Origin of the sequence: Frigoribacterium sp. Leaf172 (assembly GCF_001424285.1) — a bacterium.
Classification (GTDB): domain Bacteria; phylum Actinomycetota; class Actinomycetes; order Actinomycetales; family Microbacteriaceae; genus Frigoribacterium.
Genome location: NZ_LMPB01000001.1, coordinates 787,875 through 806,873, shown reverse-complemented (window position 1 = coordinate 806,873; position 18,999 = coordinate 787,875). Strand labels below are relative to the sequence as shown.

17 protein-coding genes and 1 tRNA gene are annotated in these 18,999 nt (G+C 73.0%); 9 read left to right on the top strand and 9 right to left on the bottom strand.

Annotated elements, in window-relative coordinates; all coding sequences use genetic code 11:
- Positions 1-139 precede the first annotated feature (139 nt).
- The 5 genes from groL to ASF89_RS03890 form a co-directional block, all read right to left on the bottom strand.
- Complete coding sequence (gene groL / locus ASF89_RS03910; RefSeq protein WP_055800382.1) at positions 140-1,759, bottom strand: chaperonin GroEL; 1,620 nt, start codon at positions 1,757-1,759, stop codon at positions 140-142.
- Positions 1,760-1,967: 208 nt separating this feature from the next.
- A complete protein-coding gene (locus ASF89_RS03905; RefSeq protein ID WP_055800379.1) occupies positions 1,968-2,171 on the bottom strand; it encodes a cold-shock protein in 204 nt (67 codons plus the stop codon).
- Between the two features lie 206 nt (positions 2,172-2,377).
- Positions 2,378-2,950: a LytR C-terminal domain-containing protein gene (locus ASF89_RS03900; RefSeq protein WP_055800376.1), complete on the bottom strand. Its 573-nt coding sequence runs from the start codon at positions 2,948-2,950 to the stop codon at positions 2,378-2,380.
- A gap of 64 nt (positions 2,951-3,014) precedes the next feature.
- Positions 3,015-3,308 carry a DUF3263 domain-containing protein gene (locus ASF89_RS03895; protein WP_055812185.1) on the bottom strand — a complete coding sequence of 98 codons (294 nt, stop codon included), beginning with the start codon at positions 3,306-3,308 and terminating at the stop codon, positions 3,015-3,017.
- Between the two features lie 53 nt (positions 3,309-3,361).
- Positions 3,362-4,384: a DUF2332 family protein gene (locus tag ASF89_RS03890; protein ID WP_055812181.1), complete on the bottom strand. Its 1,023-nt coding sequence runs from the start codon at positions 4,382-4,384 to the stop codon at positions 3,362-3,364.
- A gap of 115 nt (positions 4,385-4,499) precedes the next feature.
- Between ASF89_RS03890 and msrB the strand changes: the two genes are divergently transcribed.
- Positions 4,500-4,922 (top strand): peptide-methionine (R)-S-oxide reductase MsrB, encoded by a 423-nt coding sequence (gene msrB, locus ASF89_RS03885; RefSeq protein ID WP_055800367.1) that lies wholly within the window; start codon positions 4,500-4,502, stop codon positions 4,920-4,922.
- Between the two features lie 4 nt (positions 4,923-4,926).
- A complete protein-coding gene (locus tag ASF89_RS03880) occupies positions 4,927-5,487 on the top strand; it encodes a nitroreductase family protein (protein ID WP_055800364.1) in 561 nt (186 codons plus the stop codon).
- A gap of 72 nt (positions 5,488-5,559) precedes the next feature.
- Here the strand turns inward: ASF89_RS03880 and ASF89_RS03875 are convergent, their stop codons facing one another.
- The gene (locus ASF89_RS03875; protein ID WP_055800361.1) at positions 5,560-5,742 is read right to left on the bottom strand and encodes a hypothetical protein; all 183 of its coding nucleotides are present in this window, start codon (positions 5,740-5,742) and stop codon (positions 5,560-5,562) included.
- 163 nt (positions 5,743-5,905) lie between these two features.
- Between ASF89_RS03875 and ASF89_RS03870 the strand changes: the two genes are divergently transcribed.
- Positions 5,906-5,979, top strand: a tRNA-Thr gene (locus ASF89_RS03870).
- A gap of 281 nt (positions 5,980-6,260) precedes the next feature.
- Positions 6,261-7,991 (top strand): family 16 glycosylhydrolase, encoded by a 1,731-nt coding sequence (locus ASF89_RS03865; protein ID WP_162240682.1) that lies wholly within the window; start codon positions 6,261-6,263, stop codon positions 7,989-7,991.
- Here the strand turns inward: ASF89_RS03865 and ASF89_RS03860 are convergent.
- A complete protein-coding gene (locus ASF89_RS03860) occupies positions 7,943-8,473 on the bottom strand; it encodes a MarR family winged helix-turn-helix transcriptional regulator (protein ID WP_055800355.1) in 531 nt (176 codons plus the stop codon). The genes ASF89_RS03865 and ASF89_RS03860 overlap by 49 nt on opposite strands.
- A gap of 106 nt (positions 8,474-8,579) precedes the next feature.
- Between ASF89_RS03860 and ASF89_RS03855 the strand changes: the two genes are divergently transcribed.
- The gene (locus ASF89_RS03855) at positions 8,580-9,701 is read left to right on the top strand and encodes an FUSC family protein (protein WP_055812175.1); all 1,122 of its coding nucleotides are present in this window, start codon (positions 8,580-8,582) and stop codon (positions 9,699-9,701) included.
- Here ASF89_RS03855 and ASF89_RS03850 read toward each other — a convergent pair.
- A complete protein-coding gene (locus ASF89_RS03850; protein ID WP_055800347.1) occupies positions 9,628-9,873 on the bottom strand; it encodes a hypothetical protein in 246 nt (81 codons plus the stop codon). The two genes, ASF89_RS03855 and ASF89_RS03850, sit on opposite strands and share 74 nt — an antisense overlap.
- A 58-nt stretch (positions 9,874-9,931) precedes the next feature.
- Here ASF89_RS03850 and ASF89_RS03845 point away from each other — a divergent pair, with 58 nt between their 5' ends.
- From ASF89_RS03845 to ASF89_RS03830, 4 genes are all read left to right on the top strand, one after another.
- Complete coding sequence (locus ASF89_RS03845; protein WP_055800344.1) at positions 9,932-10,213, top strand: hypothetical protein; 282 nt, start codon at positions 9,932-9,934, stop codon at positions 10,211-10,213.
- Between the two features lie 181 nt (positions 10,214-10,394).
- Complete coding sequence (locus ASF89_RS03840) at positions 10,395-11,417, top strand: 3-oxoacyl-ACP synthase III (RefSeq protein WP_055800341.1); 1,023 nt, start codon at positions 10,395-10,397, stop codon at positions 11,415-11,417.
- Entirely contained in the window at positions 11,414-14,308 is a 2,895-nt protein-coding gene (locus tag ASF89_RS03835; RefSeq protein WP_055812172.1) for an alpha/beta fold hydrolase, read from the top strand. Before ASF89_RS03840 ends, ASF89_RS03835 begins: the two co-directional genes overlap by 4 nt.
- Positions 14,305-15,288 carry an NAD(P)-dependent oxidoreductase gene (locus ASF89_RS03830; protein ID WP_055812169.1) on the top strand — a complete coding sequence of 328 codons (984 nt, stop codon included), beginning with the start codon at positions 14,305-14,307 and terminating at the stop codon, positions 15,286-15,288. Before ASF89_RS03835 ends, ASF89_RS03830 begins: the two co-directional genes overlap by 4 nt.
- A 144-nt stretch (positions 15,289-15,432) precedes the next feature.
- Here the strand turns inward: ASF89_RS03830 and ASF89_RS03825 are convergent, their stop codons facing one another.
- Positions 15,433-18,933: a bifunctional proline dehydrogenase/L-glutamate gamma-semialdehyde dehydrogenase gene (locus ASF89_RS03825; protein WP_055812165.1), complete on the bottom strand. Its 3,501-nt coding sequence runs from the start codon at positions 18,931-18,933 to the stop codon at positions 15,433-15,435.
- Positions 18,934-18,999: the final 66 nt, after the last annotated feature.

Sequence of the window (18,999 nt, the reverse complement as noted above, 5' to 3'; positions counted from 1 at the left end):
CGGGGTGCTGCGCGGGTTCCGGGGTGCTGCGCGGCTTTCGGGGTGCCGCGCGGGTTCCGGGGTGCCGCGGCGGGGACGCCGAAGGGCGGCTCCCCCGGAGGAGAGCCGCCCTTGTGGTGGTGCGGTGGAGCGGTGCGGACTAGAAGTCCATGCCACCCGTGGGGTCGCCGGCCGGGGCCGGGTTCTTCTCGGGCTTCTCGGCGACGACGGCCTCGGTCGTGAGGAACAGACCGGCGATCGAGGCGGCGTTCTGCAGAGCCGAACGCGTGACCTTGGCGGGGTCGATGATGCCGGCGGCGATCATGTCGACGTACTCGCCGGTCGCGGCGTTGAGGCCGTGTCCGATGGGCAGGCCGCGGACCTTGTCGGCGACGACGCCGGGCTCCATGCCCGCGTTGAAGGCGATCTGCTTCAGGGGAGCGTCGATGGCGACACGGACGATGTTCGCACCCGTGGCCTCGTCACCCTCGAGCTGCAGCTCGGCGAGAGCGGTCTTGCCGGCCTGGATGAGCGCGACGCCACCACCGGCGACGATGCCCTCTTCGACGGCGGCCTTCGCGTTGCGGACGGCGTCCTCGATGCGGTGCTTGCGCTCCTTCAGCTCGACCTCGGTCGCGGCACCGGCCTTGATGACGGCCACGCCGCCGGCCAGCTTCGCGAGGCGCTCCTGGAGCTTCTCACGGTCGTAGTCGCTGTCGGTCGCCTCGATCTCGCTGCGGATCTGACGGACGCGGCCCGCGATCTGCTCGGGGTCGCCGGCGCCCTCGACGATGGTCGTCTCGTCCTTGGTGATGACGACCTTGCGGGCACGACCGAGCAGGTCGAGCGTCGCGTTCTCGAGCTTGAGGCCGACCTCTTCGGCGATGACCTGACCGCCGGTGAGGATCGCGATGTCCTGCAGCTGCGCCTTGCGACGGTCGCCGAAGCCGGGGGCCTTGACGGCGACCGACTTGAAGATGCCGCGGATCTTGTTGACGACGAGGGTCGCGAGGGCTTCGCCGTCGACGTCCTCGGCGATGATGAGCAGCTGCTTGCCGCTCTGGATCACCTTGTCGACGATGGGGAGGAGATCCTTGATGTTCGAGATCTTCGAGTTGACGATGAGCACGTAGGCGTCTTCGAAGACGGCCTCCTGGCGCTCGGGGTCGGTGACGAAGTACTGCGACAGGTAGCCCTTGTCGAAGCGCATGCCCTCGGTGAGCTCGAGCTCGGTGCCGAAGGTGTTGCTCTCCTCGACGGTGACGACGCCCTCCTTGCCGACCTTGTCGATCGCCTCGGCGATGAGCGCGCCGATGGTGGGGTCGGCGGCGGAGATCGAGGCCGTGGCAGCGATCTGCTCCTTGGTCTCGATGTCCTTCGCGTCGGCGAGCAGCTGGGCCGAGACGGCCGCAGCGGCCTTCTCGATGCCGCGCTTCAGCGAGATGGGGTCGGCGCCGGCGGCGACGTTGCGGAGTCCTTCGCGGACCAGGGCCTGCGCGAGGACGGTGGCGGTGGTCGTTCCGTCGCCGGCGACGTCGTCGGTCTTCTTCGCGACCTCCTTGACGAGCTCCGCGCCGATCTTCTCGAAGGGGTCGTCGAGCTCGATCTCCTTGGCGATGGACACGCCGTCGTTCGTGATGGTGGGGGCGCCCCACTTCTTCTCGAGGACGACGTTGCGACCACGCGGGCCGAGGGTGACCTTAACCGCGTCGGCCAGGATGTTCAGGCCACGCTCGAGGCCACGACGGGCCTCTTCGTCAAAAGCAATGATCTTAGCCATGTGTGTTTTTCGTCCCTCCCGGACGTCATGAAGCAGAAGCATTGGCACTCACGTGTCGCGAGTGCCAGCAACGATTCTGGCACTCGCCAGGTGAGAGTGCAAGTGACGGGGAGGGCCGACGGCGGCACCGGGGACACGACGACGCCGCCGCGGTTTCCCGGGGCGGCGTCGTGATGGGCGAGGGTCGTCGGCGACCCCGCTCGGAGGCTCAGGCGAGTCGGACGGACTCCGCCTGGGGGCCCTTGCTGCCGGTGCCGACGTCGAAGACGACCGCCTGGCCCTCCTCGAGCACCTTGTAGCCGCTCATGTCGATGGCGGAGTAGTGCACGAAGACGTCCTGTCCGCCTCCCTCGACCGTGATGAAGCCGAAGCCCTTCTCGGCGTTGAACCACTTGACGGTTCCGTTGGCCATTTCTCGTTCCCCTTTGTTGCTGTGATGGTGCGGCGCATGAGTCGGCCGGTTCTCGCATGCTAATGCTGAGACGGACTCGAATAGAAGACCGGGGAGCCCCCGCCGAGCGGGAATCACCCGACTTTAAACACGGCCGTAACATGCGGCGAGCCGGGGAGGCGCGGTGCGGGACGAGCGCGCACCGCGCCTCCTCGGCTCGTCGGCCCTCAGGGGGTGAAGTCGGTGCCGAGCACGACGGTCACCGACGCGTTCGGGAAGGCCGAGCTCGCGGCCGTCGCCGAGATGCCGAGCGTCTGGGCGAGGCCGAGGGCCACGCCCTCGTCGGCCGGGTCGGCGTAGTAGACGGTCGAGGTCGAGGCCGACGTGTCGCCGGCGTTGCCCTGCGTCGCCACGGTGTAGCCGGCGGCCGTCAGATCGGCGCTGGCCGCGGTCGCGAGACCCGCGGTCGCCGTGCCGTTGAGCACGGCGATGGTGACCGACGGGTCGACGTCGGCGGCGGCGGTGCCGGCGGGGGCCGTCGGGCTGGGCGACGGCTCGTCCGTGGCGCCGGCCGTCGGCTCCGCCTCGGAGGTCGCCGCGGGCGACGGGTTCGTGAACTGGAAGCTGTCGTTCAGCACCCCGAGGGCGATCACGCCGCCGCCGACCAGCAGACCGGTCGCGAGCGCGGCCCAGGCGAAGACGAACCAGCCGCGGCCCTTGACCGGGCGAGCACGGTGCGCCCCGACCCTCTCGAGGTCGTGGGGCAGATCGTCGAAGCGGTCGCGGGGGAGGTTCGGCATGAGGGGCGGGTCTTCTCTGGTTCGGCGGGCGTCGTGTCGTCGGCGTCGTGTCGGCGGGCGGCGGTCAGCGGGTCGGCGGTCCGAAGGACCGCGTCGTCCGCGCGAGGGTTCGAGCGTCGCGGAGTCGGATCAGGCGCCCGACGAGCATTGGAGCGTAGGCCAGCGCGGCGGGACGCTCGATGAGCGCGTTGAGCAGCTGCTGGTAGCGAGCGGTCGAGAGTCCCAGCTCGCGGCGGATCACGGCCTCCTTGTGACGCGTCGATCCGGTGGCGGACTGCTCGAGGTCGAGGATCGCGCGGTCGCGTTCGGAGAGCCCGATGACCGTGCCGTCGTCGTCCGTCGTGCCGCTGTCGCCCATCCACCTGCCCTCTCGATCGTCGTCATCCTACGGGCGGGCGCTTGCGGGGCGGCTCAAGAGGGCAGCAGCCGCACCCGCGTGCCGTGGGCGTCGCCGACCGCGAGCGCGTGCCCGTCGAGGGCCAGCGCCGCGAAGTCGCCGCCCGGTGCGAGCCCCGCGTGCGGGGGGACGACGACGTCGTGGAGGAGGTCGCGTCGCTCGTACGAGATCCAGCTCGCGTCGAGTCGGCGGACGGCGTCGACGAAGGCCTGACGCCTCGCGCCCGGCAGGTAGACGAGCGTCCCCGTGGAGACGACGACGAGGCGGGCGTCGGTCGGGGCGTCCGCCGCCGCCGCCGCGAGACCGTCGACCGCGTCTGCGCGGAGGATCCGAGGAGGCGCGCTCCGGGCGACCGCGACCGCCCGTCTCAGGAGGTCCACCCGGTCCGACGGGCCCGGCGGAAGGGAGGTCTCGAGCCACGACACGGCCGAGGGGTCGGTGACGTCGACGGGATCGAGGTCGAGACCGGCGCGCCAGACGATCTCGGGCAGCTCGACCCGGCCGGCCGAGACGGCGCCGGCGAGGGCGCTCGGCGGGGCGTCGGCTCCCGACCCGAGGTCGATGTCGAGTCCGACGACGACGTCGCCGACCGGGTCGCCCCAGCGCAGGTCGACGTCGACGCCGTCGCCCCGGGCGGTGGCGTGGAACGCGTAGCGGTCGGGGAACAGGCACAGCCCCGCCGACGCGCCCACCTCGAGCAGCGCGACGGGACCGTCGACCCGCGACAGCGCCAGCGACACCGGGCCGAGTCGGCGCACGTCGTTGACCTGCGTCGTCCGCCGCCCGAGCTCGGCGACGAGCGCGTCGGGGTGGGCGAGCATCCACTCCCGGAGGCTCGGCCACGGCTCGAGGGGCGCGCCGAGCCAGCGTGCGACGGCGAGTACGAGGGCCGGCTGGCGCCGCGCCTCCGGGGCCCTCCCGATCAGAGCGAGCACGTCGGGATCGTCGGCGATGCCGCGCGACCACTCGTCGTAGAGGGGCGACCGCTCGCGCACGGCCGCCTCGGCATGGGCGCGGAACCGGTCGGCGAGGAGCATCCGTGGATTCTAGGCGGACGCCCCGGGGCGGCTGGGCGTCGCGTCCGCTCCCCCGAGGAATGACTGTCGGGGGGACCGTGTTGAATGGGGAGTCCCGAACATCAAGGAGTCAACCGTGTCGTACAAGGTCGAGAAGTCCGAAGAGCAGTGGCGAGCCGAGCTCGGTCCCGAGCAGTACGCCGTGCTGCGTGAGGCCGCCACCGAGCGCCCGTGGACGGGCGAGCTGCTCGACGAGAGCCGCGCCGGCGTCTACGCCTGCGCCGCCTGCGGGGCCGAGCTGTTCAAGAGCGGCACCAAGTTCGACAGCAACTGCGGCTGGCCGAGCTTCTACGAGTCCGTGAACCCCGACGCCGTGCAGCTGATCGACGACGACAGCCTCGGCATGGTCCGCACCGAGGTGCGCTGCGCCACCTGCGGCTCGCACCTCGGGCACGTCTTCCCCGACGGGTTCGGCACGCCGACCGGCGACCGGTACTGCATGAACTCGGTCTCGCTCAGCTTCCGCGAGGGCGACGAGCCCGCGTCGGCCGCCGAGTGACCTCGTGACGACCGTCGCCGCGGCGGCCGGGCGCCGACGCTCGCGGTCGAAGGTCACCGACGAGGCCCCCTCGCACGAGCAGCTCGTGGCGGCGGTCGAGGCCGCGGCCACGGTCGCCGACCACTCGTCGATGCGTCCGTGGCGTCTGATCGAGCTCCGGGGCGACGACCGTCGGATCATCGGCCGGTCGCTCGCCGCCGCCGACGGGGCCGAGGGCAAGGACGCCGAGAAGCTCGAGCAGAAGTCGCTCCGGGCGCCCCTGGTCATCGCGGTGGTCTCGTCGCCGAAGCCGAGTCGCAAGGTCCCCGAGTGGGAGCAGGAGAGCGTCGCCTCGGGCGTGGCCCATCTGCTGTCGCTGGTGCTCGACGACGAGGGCTGGGGCGTCTTCTGGCGGTCCGGCACGCACACGCGCGCCCCCGAGGTCCACGCCGCTCACGGGCTGACCGGCGACGAGAAGCTGCTGGGCTGGCTCTACGTGGGCGGCCGCGACCGTCCGCGTGCCGACGAGAAGCCGCGCAAGCGCGTCGACGTCGCCCGCCATCTGGGCGGTCTCGACCGGGCCTGATCCCCGCGGCCGTCAGACGACGACGACCCCGGCTCTCGAGCGCCGGGGTCGTCGTCGTTCACGGGTGCCGCGTCACCAGGTCTCGTGGCTGTTGCCGATGACCGTGATCGGCAGCCAGAACGACCCCGTCATGGCGACGATGCCGGCGAAGAAGATGATGGCGTTGGGCTCGCCCGAGCCGAACGAGTACGCGAAGAGGGCGCAGCCGACGAGCAGCAGGGCGATCGAACCGATGGCGGTCAGGATGTTGGTCATGGGGGCTCCTCGTGATCCGGGCCGGGACACGGCCGGCGCCGTGTGCGTCTACTTCACCACTGAACACCGCCCGCGCGCCAATCGCGGCCCCTCTCGTACCCCGAGGTCGGCGCCTCGGGGCAGGACCACGGGGTCTCGCCGGGCTTGTAGGGTGGTCGTGTCAGCCGCCTTGGCGCAGTCCGGTAGCGCAGTGCTCTTGTAAAGCGAAGGTCGTCGGTTCGAATCCGACAGGCGGCTCCCTCCGAAGGCCCCGATCGATCCCGATCGGGGCCTTCGCACGTCGCCGGACCGCGATGGGGTACAGCGAGGAGGACAGACGCTCCAGCGCTCCCCCCAACGAGGGCGACCCGTGCTGGGGGATGACGGGTTTCGTCCCCCGAGCGCAGACTTGTGGAGCACCGAGGAACCCGAAGCTCCGCGGCGCGCTGTACCCCGACGAGCGATCGTCGGGTCTGCCGGACCTCTCCCCCGAAGCACCCGCTTGCCCTTCCGATATTCCTGGGAAGGGACACCGCGACATGGTCACACGGACATCCTCACGATCGCTGTCGATCAGCGCCACGATCGTGGCGGGCGCACTGCTCGCGTCGGCACTGGTGGCGACGAGCGCGACGAGCGCCGACGCCGCGACCGGTTCGGTCATCGCCGGCAAGACCGCGACCGACCCCGCAGCCGCTTCGACGTCCCTCCTGCACGGGAACCTCTCGGGCTGGACCCAGACCTTCAAGGACGACTTCTCGACCCCTGTGGCCAAGGGCGGGTTCCCCGGCCCCTACGCCAAGCAGTGGATGACCTACGACGGCTTCGGCGACACCTGGAAGATCGGCCGCTACGAGGCCGACATCCTGTCGGTCCACGACGGCGTCCTCGACATGCACCTGCACACCGGCTCCGACGGCGTGCCCCGCGCCGCGGCCCCCATCCCGCTGGTGAACGGCCAGTGGGGCGGTCAGACCTACGGCCGCTACAGCGTGCGCATGAAGGCCGACGCCCTGCCCGGCTACGGCACCGCCTTCCTGCTCTGGGACGACGACAACGTGTGGGAGAACGGCGAGATCAACTTCCCCGAGGGCAGCCTCGACGGCACGACCCAGGCCTTCAACCACCAGCTCGGCACGCCGTGGAACAACGACATGTGGGCCGACACCAGGACGTCGTACACCGGGTGGCACACCTACACGATCGACTGGACCCCCACGAAGATCAGCTACCTGCTCGACGGGGTCGTCGTGGCCTCGACCACGACGAACATCCCGAAGACGCCGATGCACTGGGTGCTCCAGACGGCGACGAACGGCACGAAGCCCGCCGCGAACGTCGACGGGCACCTCCTCGTCGACTGGGTCAGCCAGTACGCGTACACCCCGGGGAGCGCCTCCACCGTGGCCCTGCCGTCGGCCCCGGCCCCGACCCCGGCCCCGACCCCCGCCAAGCCCCCCGTGGCCCCCAAGCCCCTCACGCTGACGGCGCCCACGCCGGCCATCCGCGGCACCCTGACCGTCGGCTCCACCCTCACCGCGCAGACCGGCACCTGGACCTCGGGGACGGCGCTGAGCTACAAGTGGCTGCGCGAGGGCGCCGCGATCGCCGGGGCGACCGGGTCGAGCTACAAGACGACCGCGGCCGACGCCTCGAAGAGGATCAGCCTCGTCGTGACGGGTTCGAAGTCCGGCTACACCACCGCCTCGAAGACGTCGGCAGCGGTCGTCGTCAAGCCGGCCCCGCTCGCCAGCGCCGCACCCACCGTCACCGGCAAGGCGACCGTCGGCGGCAAGGTCGGCGCGAAGACCGGCACCTGGACCGCCGGCACCACCTTCACGTACCAGTGGAAGCGCAACGGCCAGGCCATCTCGCGGGCGACGGCGGCCACCTACGCGCCCACCGCCTCCGACGCGAACCGCGCGATCACCGTCGTCGTCACGGGCACGAAGCCCGGGCACACCGCGGTGGCCCGCGCGTCGAACGCCGCGACCGTCAAGCCGCTGACCCTCACCGCCGGCACCCCGGGCGTGAAGGGCTCGACCAAGGCCGGGAGCACGCTGACCGCCCAGCGCGGCACCTGGACCACGGGCACGAAGTGGACGTTCCAGTGGACCCGCGACGGGTCGTGGATCAAGGGCGCGACGGGCACCACGTACCGCACGAAGGCCTCCGACGCCGGTCACCGCATCGGCGTCAAGGTCACCGGCTCGAAGCCCGGCTACACGTCGGCGTCGCGCTGGTCCAAGCCGGTCACCATGCGTCGCTGACCCGACTCGAGATCCACCAGGAGGGCCCGGAGCCCGTCGCCCAGCAGGGCGCGGGCCTCGGGCCCGAGGTCTGCCAGCAGGGCCCTCTCGGCGGCGAGCTGCGGTCCGAGCGCGGCGTCGAGCACGCTCCGCCCGGCCGCCGTCGGGATGACGAAGTAGCCGCGCTGATCGTCGGGATTGTCGAGGCGGCCGACGAGACCCGCGGTCGTCAGCACCCGGATGCGCTTCGTGATCGCCGGCGGCGAGAGCAGGGTCTCGTCGGCGAGCTGCGTCGGGGAGGACGGGACGTCGCGGCGGACGAGGGCCGCGAGCAGGTCGAAGTCGGCCCGGCTGATGCCGTGCGCCCGGAGGAGCTCGTCGCTCTGCCGCTGGACGATCCGCGCGATGCGGGTGATCCGCCCCACCACGAGGATCGCCTCGACGTCGAGATCGGGGCGGAGCCCTCTCCACTGGTCGTGGACGTGGTCCATGGCGTCGCGCATCCCGCGATCATAGCGATCGTTCACAGGTAAACTGCTTCTCGACCGATGATTCACCCGTGAAGCACCTCGACGACGAGCGCACGACGGACGCCCTCGAGAGGACCCCATGACCGACACCGCCCCGAGCCGCATCCTCCCCCGCCCGGGCGACCTGTTCCGCCTCGGTCCGCACGACTCGGCGCACCTGCCGGCGGCCCGCGTGGCCGTCTCGGTCGTGGCGCCCCTCGTCGTGCTCGCGCTGCTCGGGCACCTCGAGTGGGCTCCCTACGCCACCTTCGGGGCCTTCGCCTCGGCGTTCGGGCGCGGTCTGCCCCTCCTCCAGCGCCTGGGGATGCAGCTCGAGGCCGGCGCCGGGCTGGTGGCCTGCGTCGTCCTCGGAGCCGCCCTCTCGTCGCTGTCCACCCCCGACCCCGGTCTCGTCGTCGTCGTGGCGATCGTCGCCGGGCTCGCCTCCCTCGTGTCCGACCTCCGCCGCTGGAGCCCGCCGGGGCCGCTCTTCTTCGTCTTCGGCCTCGGCGTCTGCGCCTTCCTGCCCGCCGACGGCGCCGCGGTCGCAGCGGCGTCCGTCGTCGCGCCGGCGAGCCTCGCGCTCGCGCTGCTCGCCTCCGGCGCCGCGGCCCTCACGCCGAGCGGTCGTCGAGCCCTCGCATCGGAGACGGGACGGATCAGGAGGCGCGCCCCGCGCCTCCTCGATCGTCGCCGCACCCTCGTCCACGCCGGCATCTGCCTGCTCGCGTCGCTCGTCGCGGGTCTGATCAGCGTGGCCGCCGGCTTCGAGAACCCCTACTGGGCGATGGTCTCGGCCGTCGTGCCGGTCGTGGGCAGCGCGACGGCGACGCAGCTCGTCCGGGCCGGCCACCGCCTCCTGGGGACCCTCGCCGGCGTCGTCGTGGCCGCGGGCCTCCTCGCGCTGCAGCCGAGCACCCCCTGGCTGATCGTCGCGTTCGGGGTGCTCCAGTTCGCGGCCGAGCTCGCGGTCATGCGCAACTACGGCCTGACGCTGCTCTTCGTGACGCCGATGGCGCTCGGCATGTCGGCCCTGGCAGGGCCCGTCGACATCGGCGAGCTGGTCGTGTGGCGGGGCGTCGACACCCTGGTCGGCGTGGGCGTCGTCGTCGTGCTGCTGCTCGCGACGCACCGCCTGCGGACGCGGGTCAGCCCTGGCGCGCCTTCGCCCGCCGGTCGTCGCGCGACCACCAGACGAGGTCGGCGACACCCTGCGCGATGAGCAGCAGCGCGACGACCAGCACGACGTACGCGACCGGCTCGACCGGACGACCCGAGGTCATCGTGCCGATCTGCACCACGAGGCCGAAGACGCCGAGCGCCGCCTCGAGCACGGCCGGGAGCACGCTGCCGGTCTTGGTCAGGATCCAGAAGGGCCGGCGCGGGGTGCTCATGCGACGAGCGTACCCGGGCGACGGGGCCGGACCGGGCTCGCCGGGATAGCCTGGCGGGATGCGTGAGAAGAGCGTCCGGGTCGACCCCGACGTGCCGAACTGGCTGCTGACGAAGCGCGGCGGACGCGTGCTGCCCGTGCTCACCATCGGCTGCGCACTGGTCGTCGTCGCCAGCATCGTCGCGGCCCTGCTCGTCGGCGGCGGCTCGGTGACCGTCGTGACGGTCGTCGTCGTGCTCGCCGCGGTGGGCGCGGTCGTCTGGGCCGTGGCCGATCTCGTCTGGTGGACGCGGGGCGACCGACGGTCGGTCGTCCGGCTGCCTCGAGACCCCCGCGCGTGAGGCGCGAACATGCCCCGATCGGCATGTCTGTGCCCCGGCAACCTGGCAACCGCTCAGAGGCGGTGGCCGTAAACTCGTCAGGATGCATCGATTCGATGCCACGATCTCCCGGCCCTGATCGGCACCCCTCGCTCAGCCGCGCCGGCGCCAGCCCACCCAGACAATTCGACAGGGAGTTCCGGTGAACGGAAACGCCACGACCCGGCACAGCAACGCGGCGTTGCTGTCGGTCGCCAGCACGATGGCCGAACGGGTCACCACCTCCGAGAGCATCGACGAGAAGCTCCGTCCCGTGCTCAAGCGCCTGAGGATGCCCACGGGCCTGCTGCAGAGGGTGGCGGGCGTCCACGAGCGCCGCAACTGGGGGCCCGACCAGAGCTTCGACCTGGCCGCCATCGATGCCGGGAAGCGCGCCCTCGCCGAGGCCGGGGTCCGCCCCGATCAGGTCGGGCTGCTGATCAACACGTCCGTCACGCGCCCCCACCTCGAACCCTCGGTGGCCGTGCGCCTGCACCACGGCCTTGGCCTGCCGTCGTCGGCGACCAACTTCGACATCGCGAACGCCTGCCTGGGCTTCGTCAACGGCATGACCCTCGCCGCCCAGCTGATCGACGCCGGCCAGATCGACTACGCCGTCATCATCGACGGCGAGGACGCCGACGACGTGCAGGTCAACACGATCGACCGCCTGCTCACCGAGGGCTTCGACCGCGACGACTTCATGAGCGAGTTCGCCAGTCTCACCCTCGGCTCGGGCGCGGCCGCCGCCGTCATCGGGCGCGCCGATCTGCACCCCGAGGGCCACAGGATCCTCGGCGGGGTCACGCGCGCGGCGACCGAGAACTACGACCTCTGCGTCGGCAGCGTCGACGGCATGTTCACCGATGCCAAGGCGCTGCTCAAACGCGGCATGGAGCTCGTCGTCTCGGCCTGGCGCGAGGCCAAGCCCGACTGGAACTGGCAGGGCATGGACCGCTACGTCATGCACCAGGTGAGCGACGTCCACACCAACGCGTTCGTCAAGGCGGCCGGCATCGACCGCAAGCGGGTGCCCCTCACCTACCCGACCCTCGGCAACGTCGGACCGGCATCGATCCCCATCACCCTGGTGGAGGAGTCGAAGACCCTCTCGCGGGGCGACCGGGTCCTGCTGATGGGAGTGGGCTCGGGCATCAACACCGCGATGATGGAGCTCGCCTGGTGAGTCGCCTCCCCCGCGCCGCCCGTTCGACGGCGCCCGCCCAGCTGCCCCCCGACGACCTCCCCGGTCTCGACCCGGCCTGGTCGCGCCTCGTCGACGTGCCGTACGGGCTCGGCTCGCACCGCGCCTCCCGACGCTGGCACGTGCTCGACAACGGCGACGCCCTCGCAGAGCTGGGGGCCGAGCCGGTCGGCACGATCCTCTGCGTGCACGGCAACCCGACCTGGTCGTACCTCTGGCGTGAGCTCGTCGCCTCGACGGTCGCCTCCGCGGCCGCGGGCGGGGCCGCCTGGCGCGTCGTCGCCGTCGACCAGCTCGACATGGGCTGGTCCGAGCGCACCGGGTCGCCGCACGCGCTGGCCCGCCGCGTCGCCGATCTCGGCGACCTGACCGACGCCCTCGAGCTCGACGGCCCCGTGGTCACCCTCGGTCACGACTGGGGCGGCGTCGTCTCGATGGGCTGGGCCGTCGACCACCCCGAGCGGCTCGCCGGCCTCATGCTGCTCAACACGGCGATCCACCAGCCCGAGGGCACGCCGATCCCCGCTCCCCTCCGTCTGGCGCTGGCCCGCGGGGTCCTCGGCGGCGCGACCGTCGGCACGACCGCGTTCGTCGACGTCACCCTCGCGCTCGGGCACCCCGCGCTGCCCGCCGACGTGCGCGCGGCCTACCGCGCCCCCTACCGCACGGCGGCGCGACGGGGCGGGATCGGCGGCTTCGTCGCCGACATCCCCGTCGACGACGATCACGAGAGCGCACCCGAGCTCGACCGGATCGCCGAGGCCGTGCGCGAGCTCGACGTGCCCGCCCTGATGCTCTGGGGCCCCCGCGATCCGATCTTCGGCGACCGGTACCTCGACGACCTCGTCGACCGCCTGCCGCACGCCGACGTGCACCGCTTCGAGGGCGCCGGCCACCTCGTGGCCGAAGACGTCGACTACGCGTCGGCCGTCCTCACCTGGCTGGGCGACCGGCTGCCCGACGGCTCGACGGACGGCGCCTCGAGCATCGGCGACTCCCCCGCGAGCCCGTCGAGCCCGTCGCGGCCTTCGCGTCTCGACGGCGCGGGCGCCGCGGGCGCCGCAGCCGCCGACAAGGCCCTCGGGGCGGGTGCCGACGAGGCGACCGCCGCAGCGGCGGCCGCTTCGGCCGAACGCATGGCCGAGGAGGCGCGGCTCGTCTCCGCCGCCTCCCAGGACCGTCCGCTCTGGTCGTACCTCGACGCCCTCTCGGAGAGCACCGACACCGCCCTGATCGAGATGGTGCCGACCGGAGCGGACGGCCCGCGCTCGGTCAGCTGGCGCCTCCTGTCGCGACGCGTCCACGAGATCGCGCTGGGTCTGCGCAAGCACGGGGTCCGCCCGGGAGACCGCGTCTCGCTGCTGGTGCAGCCCGGGGCCGACCTCACCGCCGTGCTCTACGCCTGCCTGCGGATCGGCGCCGTCGTGGTCGTGGCCGACGCCGGTCTCGGCGTGCGGGGCCTCACCCGGGCCGTCCGCGGCGCCTGGCCCGACCACGTGATCGGGCAGCTGCCCGGACTCACCGCGGCCCGCGCCCTGGGCTGGCCCGGTCGGGTGATCTCGACCACGCGCCTCCCCGAGGTGACGAGACGCGCCCTCGGCGTCGAGGCGTCGCTGCCGGAGATCGCGGCGCTGGGTCGACGGGCGCACGAGGCCCTCGCCGAGCTGCCCGAGTCGCCCGCCGGCGACGCCGAGGCCGCGATCCTCTTCACCTCGGGCTCGACCGGGCCCGCGAAGGGCGTCGTCTACCGCCACGGCCAGCTGACGGCCCTCCGCGACGCCCTCGCCGCGCAGTACGGCGTCGGCCCCGGCACCGGTCTCGTCGCCGGTTTCGCGCCGTTCGCCCTGCTCGGCCCGGCCCTCGGGGCGACCAGCGTCACCCCCGACATGGACGTCACGAAGCCCCGCACCCTCACCGCCCGCGCCGTCGCCGCGGCCACCGCCGCGGTCGACGCGACCGTGGTGTTCCTCTCGCCCGCCGCTCTGACGAACGTCGTGGCCACGTCCGGGGCTCTCGACGCCGCCGACCGGGCGGCGCTGTCGGGCGTCGAGACCTTCCTGTCGGCCGGGGCGCCCGTGTCCGAGTCGCTGCTGGCCGCGGCCGGACGGCTGATGCCGAACGCGACCCCGCACACCCCGTACGGCATGACCGAGGGGCTGCTGCTCACCGACGTGACGCTCGAGGGCGTCCGCGCCGCCGCGGCCGATCGCGCCGACCGGCTCTCCGCCGGCGCCCACGACGCGGGCGGAGTCTGCGTCGGGCTGCCCGGGGCGACCACCTCGGTGCGGATCGCCGGCCTCGACGAGGCGGGGCGCGCCTCCGGCGAGCCGGCCGCCGCGCCCGGCGTGACGGGCGAGATCGTGGTCTCGGCGTCGCACGTCGAAGACCACTACGACCGTCTCTGGCTGACGCACCGCGCCAGTCGGCTCGGCTCGACGCCCGACACCCGCTGGCACCGCACCGGCGACGTCGGGCACCTCGACGAGCAGGGTCGGCTCTGGGTCGAGGGGCGTCTGCCCCACGTGATCACCACGGCCGCGGGCGTGCTGACGCCGGTCGCGTCCGAGCAGGCGGTCGAACGGGTCGAGGGCGTCGGTCGCGCCGCCGTCGTCGGCATCGGCCCGGCGGGCACGCAGCAGGTGGTCGTGGTGGCCGAGACGACGCCGGCCGCTCGCCGACCCGGTCTCGCCCCGACGCCGCTCGCCGCGGCCGTGCGCGAGGCCGTCGAGGCCGCCTCGGGTCACCCCGTCGCCGCCGTGCTCGTCGTGCCCGGCCTGCCCACCGACGTGCGGCACAACAGCAAGATCGACCGCTCGGGCCTCGCCGCCTGGGCCGCCTCCGTGCTCTCGGGCGGACGGATGCGCCGCCCGTGAAGGTGCTCGTCACCGGGGCGAGCGGCCTGCTCGGCGGCGCCGTCGCCCGGGCGATCGCCGACGCCGGGCACGACGTCACGACCTTCCAGCGCCGCCCCTCCGGTGTCGCGGGGGTGCGCGACGCGCTCGGCTCGATGACGGACGACGCCGCCGTGGCGTCCGCCGTCGACGGGCACGAGGCGGTCGTCCACCTCGCCGCGAAGGTCTCGCTGGCCGGCGCGCCCGCCGACTTCGAGGCCGTGAACGTCGGCGGCACGCGGTCGCTGATCGAGGCGATGCGCGCCTCCTCGGTCCCCCGGCTCGTCTTCGTCTCGTCACCGTCGGTCGCGCACGCCGGCTCGTCGATCGTCGGAGGCGACGCCGACCCCGCCTCGCCCGTCGACGCCCGGGGCCACTACGCCCGCACGAAGGCCGCCGCCGAGCGGCTCGCGCTGCAGTCGGCCGACGCCGATCTGCGCGTCGTGGCGGTGCGGCCGCACCTCGTCTGGGGCCCGGGCGACACGCAGCTCGTGGCCCGCATCGTCGATCGGGCCCGCTCGGGGCGCCTGCCGCTGCTCGACCACGGGGCGGCCCTGATCGACTCGACCTACGTCGACAACGCGGCGTCCGGCATCGCGGCCGCGCTCGAACGCGTCGACGCCGTCAGCGGTCGGGCCTACGTGCTGACCAACGGCGAGCCGCGGACGGTCGCCGACCTCATGGCGGGGATCTGTCTGGCGGCCGGGGTGCCGGCACCGCGGCTCCGGGTGCCTGCCGGCGTCGCCCGAACGGCGGGCTCGCTCGTCGAGAGGCTGTGGGCCGTGCGCCCGGGCGCAGACGAACCGCCCATGACGCGGTTCCTGGCCGAGCAGCTCTCGACCGCGCACTGGTTCGACCAGCGCCGCACCCGGCACGACCTCCAGTGGACGCCGGCCGTCGGCCTCGACGAGGGCCTCAGCCGACTCGCCGCCTGGTACGCGGCCGGCCGGCCCCCGGTCTGAATCCCCGCTCGCCCGGGCGCTCGCCCGCCCGAGCCCTCGCACGCGTGAACCCGCGCGGGGGCATCAGGAGGTGCGGCGGGCTCCCGTCATCGGCGGCGGACCAGCGCCGCCCGCCCTCGACGACGCCGACCCGCCGCACCCCGCTCAGATGACGGACTCGCTCCACGGGTCGGGGTTGCCGAACCGGTGCGCCGTGATCGCGATCGCCTGCTCGCGGAGGAACGGCAGCAGCTCGAGCCGCCCCGTCGGGGTCACGGCCGAGTCGAACACGGCCACCGAGGGGTCGCCGCCGAGCGCCGACGACAGAGCCGAGGAGGCGCGGTCCGCGTCACCCGCGCCCGTCACCAGCCGCACGCGCTCCGTCCGCAGCCCACCCGCGCGCACGCGGTCGTGCCACGCCTCGTCGCTCTCGTGCGCCACCACCGGCACCGGCCGGCCCAGCGCCGCGACGAACGCCGACGGCAGGTCGATCGAGGTCGACACGGTCAGCGGAGCGCCGGACCGGAGACCCGCGAGCAGCACCCGGACGGCGTCGACGGGGTCGGCCCCGTCGGCGATGCGCACCGTCACGGGCAGCGGGCGGTAGCGCAGCAGGTCGCGCTCGAGCCCGAGGGCGCTGACGTCGCGGGCGACGCCGAACTCCGTCGACCAGAAGTGCTCGTCGGTCGCCGCCGCGGCACGTAGATCGTCGGCGGCCGCGGCCCCCGACGCCCCGAGCAGCGGGGTCGCGGCCTCGACGGCGGCGAGGACGGCCGAGCCGGGGCGCGCCTCCCGGGTTCCGACCACGGCGGCGGGCTGCCACGATCCGAGGTGCACGAGGTAGTTCGGCCCGCCGGCCTTGGCGCCGGCGCCGACCGACGACTTCTTCCAGCCGCCGAACGGCTGACGGCGGACGATCGCGCCGGTGATGCCGCGGTTGACGTAGAGGTTGCCGGCCTCGACGGCGTCGAGCCAGACCGAGAGCTCCGCCGGGTCGAGGGTGTGCAGACCGGCCGTCAGCCCGTAGTCGGTGGCGTTCTGCAGCGCGATGGCCTCGTCGAGCGTCGCCGCGGTCATGATGCCGAGCACGGGACCGAAGTACTCGGTGAGGTGGAACTCGCTGCCGGCCGCGACGCCGGTGCGGACGCCGGGCGACCAGAGCCGACCCGTCTCATCGAGCCGCCTCGGCTCGACCAGCCACGACTCGCCCGCCCCGAGCGTCGTCAGCGCCCGCTCGAGCTTGCCGTGCGCGGGCTCGACGATCGGGCCCATCTGCGTCGTCGGGTCGGAGGGCAGGCCGACGCGCATCGTCGATGCGGCGTCGACCAGCTGGCGGCGGAACCGCTCGGAGGTCGCGACCGACCCGACCAGGATCACGAGGCTCGCCGCCGAGCACTTCTGGCCGGCGTGACCGAACGCCGACTTGATCACGTCGGAGGCCGCCAGGTCGAGATCGGCGCTCGGGGTGACGATGATCGAGTTCTTGCCGCTGGTCTCGGCGAGCAGGGGCAGGTCGTTACGCCAGCTCGTGAAGAGCTGAGCCGTCTCGAAGGCGCCGGTCAGGACGACCCGATCGACCGACGGGTGCGAGACCAGGTGGCGCCCGAGGTCGCCCTCGTCGACGTCGACGAGGGTCAGGACGTCGCGCGGCACACCGGCGTCCCACAGGGCCTGCACCATCACCGCGCCGCAGCGGCGGGCCTGCCCGGCGGGCTTGATGACGACGCTGCTGCCCGCGGCGAGCGCCGCCAGGGTCGAGCCCGCGGGGATCGCGATCGGGAAGTTCCAGGGAGGGGTGACGAGCGTCAGCCGCTCGGGCACGAAGCGGGCGCCGTCGACGGAGTCGAGCTCCTCCGCGAGGTGGGCGTACCAGTTGGCGAAGTCGATGGCCTCGCTGACCTCGACGTCGCCCTCGGCGACGGTCTTGCCCGTCTCGCTGGCGGCGACCTCCATCAGGTCGGCGCGTCGGGCCGACAGCATCGCCGCGGCGTCGCGGAGGACGGCCGCTCGACCCGCGCCTCCTCGGGCCGCCCACGCGGCGGACGCGGTGACGGCCCGGTCGAGCAGGGTGTCGAGGGTGGCCTCGTCGGTGACGCGTGCCGACTCGATCAGGTCGACCCCGAGCGTCGAGTGGGCCGACCGGGCGGCGATGTCGCGGCCCCAGGCGCGGTTGGCGGCGAGCGCCGGGTCGGTGTCGGGCTCGTTCTCGAACCCGCTGCCGGGCTCGCGCGCCGCCAGGGCCTGGGCGGGGTCGAGACGGCTCTGCACGCGGTGCGGCGCGGGGGTGTCGCCGTCGACCGCGGCGAGCGATGCCAGGAACCGTCCCTTCTCGCGCTCGAACATCGTCTCGTTCGAGGCCAGCTCGAAGACGGCCGACATGAAGTTCTCGCTCGACGCGTTCTCTTCGAGGCGGCGGATGAGATAGCTGATGGCGACGTCGAACTCGCGAGGGTGCACGACCGGCGTGTAGAGCAGCAGACCCCCGACGTCGTTCTTGACGAGCTCGGCCTGCCCCTCGGCCATGCCGAGAAGCATCTCGAACTCGATGCGGTCGCTCACGCCGCGGGCCTCGGCCAGCAGGTGGGCGAACGCGATGTCGAAGAGGTTGTGACCGGCGACGCCGATGCGCACGGCACGGGTGCGCTCGGGGGTGAGGGCCCAGGTGAGGACCCTCTTGTAGTTCGTGTCGCTGTCCTGCTTCGTGCCGTAGGTCGCGAGCGGCCACTCGTGGACGGTCGCGTCGACGGTCTCCATCGCGAGATTCGCGCCCTTGACCACGCGCACCTTGATCGGGGCTCCGCCCGCGTCGACCCGGGCCGTCGCCCAGTCGGTGAGCCCCTGCAGGGCGCCGAGCGCGTCGGGTAGGTAGGTCTGCAGCACGATGCCGGCCTCGAGGCCGTGCAGCTGCGGCTGACCGAGGAGGCGCGTGAAGACCGCGATCGTCAGGTCGAGGTCGCGGTACTCCTCCATGTCGAGGTTGATGAACTTCGGCTCGGGCGAGCGGGCGGCCAGCTCGTAGAGCGGGGTGAGCTTCTCGATGACGCGCTCGACCGTCTCGTCGAAGGCCCACATCGAGAGCTGGCTGACGATCGAGGAGACCTTGATGGAGACGTAGTCGACGTCGTCGCGGGCGAGCAGCGCCCGGGTGCCGGCGAGCCGGTGCTCGGCCTCGGCGTCGCCGAGGACGGCCTCGCCGAGGAGGTTCAGATTCAGGCGCGTCCGGTCTCGTCTGATCGAGGCGATCGCGGCGCCGAGCTCGGCCGGGCGGGCGTCGGCGATCAGGTGGCCCACCATGCCGCGGAGGACGCGACGGGCGATCGGGACGACCACGCCCGGCAGCACGGGCGCCATGACGCCGCCGAGACGCACCGCGGAGCGCAAGTGCCACGGCAGGAAGGCCGGTGCCTGCTTCGCGAGGGTCGAGAGGTTGCGCGCGGCGACGCCGAGGTCTTCGGGGCGGACGACGCGGTCGACGAACCCGATGGTGAAGGCGAGACCCGACTCGTCTTTCAGCACCTGGGCGAGCAGATGCGCCGAGCCGGTGCTCGGGGCGCTCGAGGCCTCGTGGGCCCAGCGGCGGGCGAGGGCGACGGCGTCGTCGCCGATGCCGACGGGAAGGAGCTGTTCAGCGGTGGACGGCCCCGCCGTCTCGTCGAAGGTGGTCATGGGTTGAATGTAGGGCGGAACTTGCCACGTGGCAAGGTTTGACATCAGCTCGTAACACGGCGGCGG

What these genes read in the sequence shown, in the direction of transcription:
- groL (WP_055800382.1), bottom strand. Translation starts at nt 1,759, where the DNA reads ATGGCTAAGATCATTGCTTTTGACGAAGAGGCCCGTCGTGGCCTCGAG.
- ASF89_RS03905 (WP_055800379.1), bottom strand. Translation starts at nt 2,171, where the DNA reads ATGGCCAACGGAACCGTCAAGTGGTTCAACGCCGAGAAGGGCTTCGGC.
- ASF89_RS03900 (WP_055800376.1), bottom strand. Translation starts at nt 2,950, where the DNA reads ATGCCGAACCTCCCCCGCGACCGCTTCGACGATCTGCCCCACGACCTC.
- ASF89_RS03895 (WP_055812185.1), bottom strand. Translation starts at nt 3,308, where the DNA reads ATGGGCGACAGCGGCACGACGGACGACGACGGCACGGTCATCGGGCTC.
- ASF89_RS03890 (WP_055812181.1), bottom strand. Translation starts at nt 4,384, where the DNA reads ATGCTCCTCGCCGACCGGTTCCGCGCCCATGCCGAGGCGGCCGTGCGC.
- ASF89_RS03875 (WP_055800361.1), bottom strand. Translation starts at nt 5,742, where the DNA reads ATGACCAACATCCTGACCGCCATCGGTTCGATCGCCCTGCTGCTCGTC.
- ASF89_RS03865 (WP_162240682.1), top strand. Translation starts at nt 6,261, where the DNA reads ATGGTCACACGGACATCCTCACGATCGCTGTCGATCAGCGCCACGATC.
- ASF89_RS03860 (WP_055800355.1), bottom strand. Translation starts at nt 8,473, where the DNA reads ATGCGCGACGCCATGGACCACGTCCACGACCAGTGGAGAGGGCTCCGC.
- ASF89_RS03855 (WP_055812175.1), top strand. Translation starts at nt 8,580, where the DNA reads ATGACCGACACCGCCCCGAGCCGCATCCTCCCCCGCCCGGGCGACCTG.
- ASF89_RS03850 (WP_055800347.1), bottom strand. Translation starts at nt 9,873, where the DNA reads ATGAGCACCCCGCGCCGGCCCTTCTGGATCCTGACCAAGACCGGCAGC.
- ASF89_RS03845 (WP_055800344.1), top strand. Translation starts at nt 9,932, where the DNA reads ATGCGTGAGAAGAGCGTCCGGGTCGACCCCGACGTGCCGAACTGGCTG.
- ASF89_RS03825 (WP_055812165.1), bottom strand. Translation starts at nt 18,933, where the DNA reads ATGACCACCTTCGACGAGACGGCGGGGCCGTCCACCGCTGAACAGCTC.